We start from the raw sequence: 6,412 nt of genomic DNA, 5'->3' as shown, positions 1-6,412 counted from the left end.
AATTAATTAGTCCGCGTAGGCGGACTTTGCGCCACTAGCCCCGATTTCAATCGTGGGCGGTACTCGCACGGAGCTAAGATCGATTCAAGTCTGTATGCTAAATTCGTCAGGATGAATGCCATGATTTACCTAGGTAATCGCAGCTTCGGCACTGGTCATTTCTGGTGGTACGCGGAGGATATGGATATGTCCCGTCGATGGACAAGTCATCTTGAGTAGGATTATTGGCTCTGCAATCTCTCGAACATAAACCCGATCGATATCATCAATTTCAAGCAGCGTATATTCTCGCCAACTATCTAGCTCCATAGCATTTAATTCCTTGCAGATTCTTTCATAACCAATCTGCTGAATTAATACGTGTTTGATTGTGACATTCTCTTCCTCTAATATCCACTCGCATTCCCACTCACTCAATTTTGTCCAATATTTACGAGGAATCCAAGTACCTAGAAATAGAACATCTACTAGTTTTGGTAAATCTTGTAAAATTGACAGATCGCTCAAAGGATTTTTGTCTAGCTGTAATTCAGTAAGGTTGGAGAGATTAACAATACTTACAGGGAGATTAGTAAGTTGGTTTTCAATTAAATTTAAGCTGTCTAAATTAGCAAGATTACAGATACTGTCTGGTAAATAACTAAATTGATTGCCACTTAAGTCTAGGATACTTAAATTAGTGAGATTGCTAATGCTCTTTGGTATACTGGTAAGTTGATTTCCCCATACATATAGAATGTTGAGGTTAGATAGAGATCCAATACTTTCTGGCAAACTGGTAAGTTGATTATTTGCCAACCATAGTTTTTCATCTCCATAGATTCCCGCCTTCTCAATTATTTTTGCTAACTCTTCTTCAGTCACGATCGATCCTCCCATATCCCATCATCTTAAAATACCCAAAAATTAAGGGTGCCTGCAAAAGACACCCCGATAAGATAAATAATGTAAATCGAATTGCTTCGATCGATAACCGCCCTGAAATGGAATTTCGGGCTAACCTGCCAAAGTTCATTGAAATGAACTCCCTAAACCACCAATCTTCTTACAGTCCACTTCAGTGGACTTTCGCTATTAGCCCCGAATTCATTCGAGGGCGGTTGCCGATCGAAGCTAGCAATTAGTGAACTCCCGCCGCACGTTTATAGGCTTCATCCAAGACCTCAGACAGAGTAGGATGAGCGTGAACGTAGGTGGCGAGATTCTGTACCGAATTGCGTTGCGCGATCGCATTTGACGCTTCATGAATCAGATCCGCCGCATGTAAACCGATAATGTGGGTACCCAATACTTCCCCAGTATCCTTGCGATAAATCACCTTCGCCATCCCATCGGCTTCACCTTCGGCAATTGCCTTAGAGTTACCTTTAAAGTAACTTCTCACCGCTGCGATCTCGAAACCGCCAGCAGTTCCGGCTTCTTTGGCTTGGGTTTCGGTCATCCCGACAAAGCTGATTTCAGGGTGGGTAAATGCCGCTGCGGGGATGCTTTGATAATCGACTTGTTTCGATCGACCGCAGATATTTTCGACGGCGATAATCCCTTGAGCGGAGGCGGCGTGAGCCAACATCATTTTACCGGTCGCATCGCCGATCGCCCATAAGTGCGGGACGGGTTCACCATCGATTAAGACTTCTAGCTTATCGTTGACCGGAATGAAGCCGCGACGGTCGAGGGCGACGCCTACAGCTTCGAGGTTGAGGTTTTTGGTATCGGGAATCCGACCTGTCGCTACGAGGCAAGCATCGACCTCTAGGATCTCGACGACTTCTTTGGTTTTGGCGTCGGCGAGTTCGATGACGACTGGCGAACCGGGGATGACGCGTTTGGCGAGTAAGCTAGGGCGAGCGTCGATGTCGCGCGGATCGATGAGAATCCGTTTGGCGAGTTTGGCGATATCCAGATCGAATCCCGGCATCAATTGGTCGAAAAATTCGATCATCGTGACTTCCGAACCCAATGCTGTATAGACATCAGAAAATTCTAAGCCGATATAACCGCTCCCAATAATCGCGATCCACTGGGGAATTGTCTCCAATTTAATCGCATCATCGCTGGTAAATACCGTCTTACCATCGATCTCAATTCCCGGCGGGACAAAGGGAATCGAACCGGAAGAAATTATCACATCTTTGGCGGTAATAAATTTCTCGCCTTCGGGTGTTGTGACGCTCACTTTCTGGGATGCCACCACCTTACCCCAGCCGCGAATCACTTCGACATTCAATCGCGTCAAACTATTCGTCAGATCGCCGCGTAGCTTGGTGACGAGATTACTAGCATGAGCCGCAACCCCCGCGCGATCGAAATTCACATTATCGACCTGAATCCCCATCGCCTTGAGGTGATGAGCATTCTTTAGTTCGCGAACTCTCCCCGACGCCGCCAGCAGTGCCTTGGAGGGGATGCAGCCGCGATTGACGCAAGTTCCACCCATATCTCCCGCTTCGATAATTGCCGTCTTGAGACCGCAACTGACAGCATGGAGCGCAGCACCATGTCCGCCGACACCCGCGCCGATAATTACCAAATCATAGTCAAATTCTTGACTCACGTTGCTAGATCCTCTTTGATGCTGACTCTCTATTTTGACTCCGACCGATCGCTCTTGTAAAGGCTGGATGTCGATCGGTAGGGAATGGTAGCCAGTTTGGTAATAATAAAAACGTGATAGAGTTGGCTCAAGCTTGCTATTAATAACTAAAAATATTTAAAATCCACATGGCTGAATTTATTGCAGATGAAACAGAATTTAATGCTCGATTAGCCGAGGCAAATATTTTAGTTGTCTATTGCACTGCGCCCTGGTGCGGCCCTTGTAAATTGGTAACACCATCGATCGATCGCTTGTCGGCAGAATACGGCGATCGCGCCCAGATATTTAAGCTAGATATTGAGGTAAACCGACCGTTTGCCAAACAATTAGGACTGAGAAATATCCCGGTTGTGCTCTACTTTAAAGCAGGTGAAAAAGTGCAAACTATTCTCGGTGTCAAAGAGTATGAAGAATACAATCTTGCCTTAACTAATTTACTAGAATAATGGCTCTCCTGCTATTTTGGGGGAAATGGCTAAATTACATATTAATTGAGCGTGCCTTCTTAGCCTTTACCCTTTACCCTTTACCCGTTACCCCCTGCTGGGTGCGCGGTCTTGTCTCGCTGCTTGGTGCGCTACACCGTCGGCAAAGCCGACGAGCGCGCATCCGCATAATCCGGGAGGGAACCTCCCGGCTGCGAGCCGCTGTCTTGACCCAAACACATGGGTCGGGAACCTCCGCGTGATTTGGGGCAGCTTCACCGTCGGGAAACAAAGGCACAGCTTAGCATCCGCTTTCAATAAGATCGCCATAACTGCTGGAGAGCCGAAACTTCGGCTACCGATCGTTCGAGATCGGGTATTAAAGGACTGCTTAAACGATCGTTACCAAACAAAGTCGCCAGCAATGGTAATTTCTGACGATCGCGACAAAAAATTTCAACTTGTTGTTTCCCAGTCCACAATTAAGAAAAAAGAGCGATAATAATATATTTACCAGCCGATCGAAATCGGTACTCCCCAGTAGTTATTCATGGTAAAAAATACTCACCCGATCGCCACAACCCGATCTTAAATGAATCATCAATCTGAAGAACAACACTTAGATCCACTCCAAAATCGAGCGGTTGGCAAATGGCGAGTGATGCTAGGGATTAGCTTGGGTGTATTGATGTATACGATCGACACTAGTATTGTCAATATCGCCCTACCTACTCTAATTAGCGATTTGCGTACCGATTTTGCAACGGTGCAATGGGTGGGATTGAGCTATGTCCTAGTAGTAACATCTTTAGTATTAGGTGCTGCTAGATTGGGGGATATGTTTGGCAAAAAGCCACTATATTTAGGCGGTTTAATTGTATTTACAATTAGTTCGTTGTTGTGCGGTTTGGCACCCTCGATCGAAGCATTGATTGGAGCGCGGGCGCTTCAGGGTTTGGGCGCGGTGATGATTTCAGCGCTGGGTGCGGCAATTATTGTCGAGGTATTTCCGACCGCCGAACGCGGCAAAGCGCTCGGGGTAATTGGCGCGGTAGTGTCTTTGGGGATTGCTTTGGGGCCATCTGTCGGCGGTGTTTTAATTGGAATTGCTGGATGGCGATCGATTTTTTTAGTAAATATACCGATCGGGATTCTCGCAAGTTTTGTAGTTTATAAATATGTCCCTAATAGTCCAAGAAATACTCACCAGCAACGATTTGATTTTTGGGGTTCGCTATCAATTTCTATTGTCTTAGTCTGCTTTTCAGTTGGGATGACTGAGGGACAACGTTATGGATTTACGAGTAGTTTGCCCTTGGGTTTATTGGGCACCGCCGCGATCGGATTGGCGGCATTTATCACCCTAGAAAATCGAGTCAGTCAACCGATGCTGGACTTTAGTTTATTCCGTTCTCAGACTTTTAGCTTGAGTTTATTAACGGGGTGGCTGGTATTTATGGCATTGGGTGGGAGTTCGTTGCTGATTCCCTTTTTTCTGCAATTAGTGATGCACTACCCGATCGAGCGGGTGGGATTATTTATGGCAATTACCCCAGTTATTGGCGGCTTAGTCTCGCCGCTAGCAGGCAATTTGAGCGATCGCTTTGGGACGCGGAGTATTATGTTAATTGGCTTAGTTCTGATGACGATCGGGTCTTTGGCAGTTAGTACGCTCGATGCTCAGATGCGCGATCTCGATTATCTGGTGCGAGTAATTCCCCTCGGCTTGGGTTGGGGCATATTTCAATCGCCGAATAATGGGGCGATTTTGGGTGCGGTACCGCCCCAACGCTTGGGTATTGCGTCTGGATTGCTCTCCCTGACGCGCACGCTCGGACAAACCACTGGATTGCCCCTATTCGCCGCCATCTTCGCCGCCATCGCCCTGGCTGGTACCAATCGCGATCTGACTCTAGCCCCGCCGGACGCGATCGTACGGGGGTTTCAGGGGACATTTCAGATTGCGGCGCTACAACTGGCGATCGCGGCGGCGCTGACTGGATTATTGTGGTGGATGGAGAGTCGAGATCGCACCTAACTTGCTAAGTTTTGGGTCGATCGATCCGCCACAACCACACCATCAAGGCAACTACCCCAATTTGCACTCCCAGATTGGGAACGGTTGTTTGGAGATCCCTACCCGCTAAGAGCTTGAAAAAGAACACCACGCCACCAATTGCCCCAGAAGCGGCACAACTAGCATACACAAACTGACGTAAGCCTCTAAAGGGCGATTTTGCCTCCGCCTGGAGCCGACTCCACAGTACGGGATCGATCGAATCAGGCTTGGGTTTTGGCTGTAATTCTGTCATTTTGTGCTCGATTCCATCTATAATAATTGGCTGGGTAGATTAATTTTACCCGATCCTGCCGATGTGGCTCAGTGGTAGAGTAGTTGATTCGTAATCAATTGGTCGCGAGTTCAAATCTCGCCATCGGCTTAAAATTTTATCCGAGTTTTGTTTTGTATTGAATGCTAGGTGGACTCAAGATGGTTCGATCGCCAGTTAAAGTCATGACCTTAACAGAATTCTTATTGCTGCCAGAAACCAAGCCAGCAAATGAATTCATCAACGGTCAAACCATTCAAAAGCCAATGCCACAAGGAAAACACAGCTTAATTCAAGGAGAATTAACTGCCAATATTAATTCGGCTTTTAAACCTCAGCGATTAGTGCGTGCTTATCCAGAACTTCGTTGCAGCTTTGGCGGTAGATCGATCGTACCCGACGTGACAGTATTTACTAGCAATCGCATTCCTCGCGATGAAAATGGTGATATTGCTAATGTGTTCGAGATTGCACCAGACTGGACGATTGAAATCCTATCTCCCGACCAAAGCCAGACTAAAGTAACCAAAAATATTTTACATTGCTTGCAAAGCGGGACGCAAATGGGTTGGCTGATAGATCCAGCAGAGCGCTCGGTATTTGTCTAAGCGAAAGATCGATCGACCCAAGTATTTGATGAAGAGATCGATGTATTGCCAGTGCCTGAATTTGCCAAAGATTTTCAGATCGCTTTAGGAGATTTATTCGGATGGCTGCGGGATTAATCATCAGGTAGTTACAAAAATAAATGTCTTAAATACCGTGACTTTTGCCGATTACCCAATGACGGCGGAACGATCGCGCTAAACTGCTCTCTTTAAATGCTAAATAAATCGGTCGTCCGTGGGGACAGGTGCGGGGATTGCGGGTGCGTTGCCAGCGATCGAGTAGACTTTGCATTTCTGGTAGACTTAACGGTGTACCATTGCGAATCGCACAGCGACAGGCGACGGCAACTTGAGCGGCTTGCAAGTCTCCCCCTAGGCTGAGTTCGGTAATTGCCGCTGCGAGATCTTCCCGCATCAGTAGGGGCGCGGGAGCCGTCCGAATCGCCCATAAGC

At 47.1% G+C, this 6,412-nt stretch carries 6 protein-coding genes, 1 tRNA gene and 2 pseudogenes; 4 read left to right on the top strand and 5 right to left on the bottom strand.

The window, feature by feature from the left end; translation table 11 throughout:
• Positions 1–129 precede the first annotated feature (129 nt).
• The gene (locus RMO35_RS14655; RefSeq protein ID WP_309742069.1) at positions 130–864 is read right to left on the bottom strand and encodes a leucine-rich repeat domain-containing protein; all 735 of its coding nucleotides are present in this window, start codon (positions 862–864) and stop codon (positions 130–132) included.
• Positions 865–1,120: 256 nt separating this feature from the next.
• Positions 1,121–2,554 (bottom strand): dihydrolipoyl dehydrogenase, encoded by a 1,434-nt coding sequence (gene lpdA / locus RMO35_RS14650; RefSeq protein ID WP_309742068.1) that lies wholly within the window; start codon positions 2,552–2,554, stop codon positions 1,121–1,123.
• A 167-nt stretch (positions 2,555–2,721) separates the two neighbouring features.
• Between lpdA and RMO35_RS14645 the strand changes: the two genes are divergently transcribed.
• On the top strand, positions 2,722–3,042 hold the full coding sequence (locus tag RMO35_RS14645; RefSeq protein WP_309742067.1) for a thioredoxin family protein: 321 nt from the start codon (positions 2,722–2,724) through the stop codon (positions 3,040–3,042).
• A gap of 293 nt (positions 3,043–3,335) precedes the next feature.
• Here RMO35_RS14645 and RMO35_RS14640 read toward each other — a convergent pair whose 3' ends face one another.
• Positions 3,336–3,503, bottom strand: a complete 168-nt coding sequence (locus tag RMO35_RS14640) for a hypothetical protein (RefSeq protein WP_309742066.1) — start codon at positions 3,501–3,503, stop codon at positions 3,336–3,338.
• Between the two features lie 110 nt (positions 3,504–3,613).
• Here RMO35_RS14640 and RMO35_RS14635 point away from each other — a divergent pair, with 110 nt between their 5' ends.
• The gene (locus RMO35_RS14635; protein ID WP_309742065.1) at positions 3,614–5,059 is read left to right on the top strand and encodes a DHA2 family efflux MFS transporter permease subunit; all 1,446 of its coding nucleotides are present in this window, start codon (positions 3,614–3,616) and stop codon (positions 5,057–5,059) included.
• Positions 5,060–5,063: 4 nt separating this feature from the next.
• On the opposite strand, the gene RMO35_RS14630 is transcribed toward RMO35_RS14635, so the two are convergent.
• Positions 5,064–5,333: a DUF3493 domain-containing protein gene (locus tag RMO35_RS14630; RefSeq protein ID WP_309742064.1), complete on the bottom strand. Its 270-nt coding sequence runs from the start codon at positions 5,331–5,333 to the stop codon at positions 5,064–5,066.
• A gap of 57 nt (positions 5,334–5,390) precedes the next feature.
• Here RMO35_RS14630 and RMO35_RS14625 point away from each other — a divergent pair.
• Positions 5,391–5,462, top strand: a tRNA-Thr gene (locus tag RMO35_RS14625).
• 50 nt (positions 5,463–5,512) lie between these two features.
• Positions 5,513–6,076, top strand: a pseudogene (locus RMO35_RS14620) (Uma2 family endonuclease).
• A gap of 28 nt (positions 6,077–6,104) precedes the next feature.
• Here RMO35_RS14620 and RMO35_RS14615 read toward each other — a convergent pair.
• A pseudogene (locus RMO35_RS14615) lies at positions 6,105–6,412 on the bottom strand (DNA mismatch repair protein MutL); the annotation flags it as partial.

Source organism: Chamaesiphon sp. OTE_20_metabat_361 (assembly GCF_031364565.1).
Note: the sequence above shows the minus strand (reverse complement) of the source record. Positions and strands in the feature narration are given on the sequence as shown.

Excerpts from the sequence above, each read along its gene's own strand:
- RMO35_RS14645 (WP_309742067.1), top strand. The coding sequence starts at position 2,722 with ATGGCTGAATTTATTGCAGATGAAACAGAATTTAATGCTCGATTAGCC.
- RMO35_RS14635 (WP_309742065.1), top strand. The coding sequence starts at position 3,614 with ATGAATCATCAATCTGAAGAACAACACTTAGATCCACTCCAAAATCGA.
- RMO35_RS14630 (WP_309742064.1), bottom strand. The coding sequence starts at position 5,333 with ATGACAGAATTACAGCCAAAACCCAAGCCTGATTCGATCGATCCCGTA.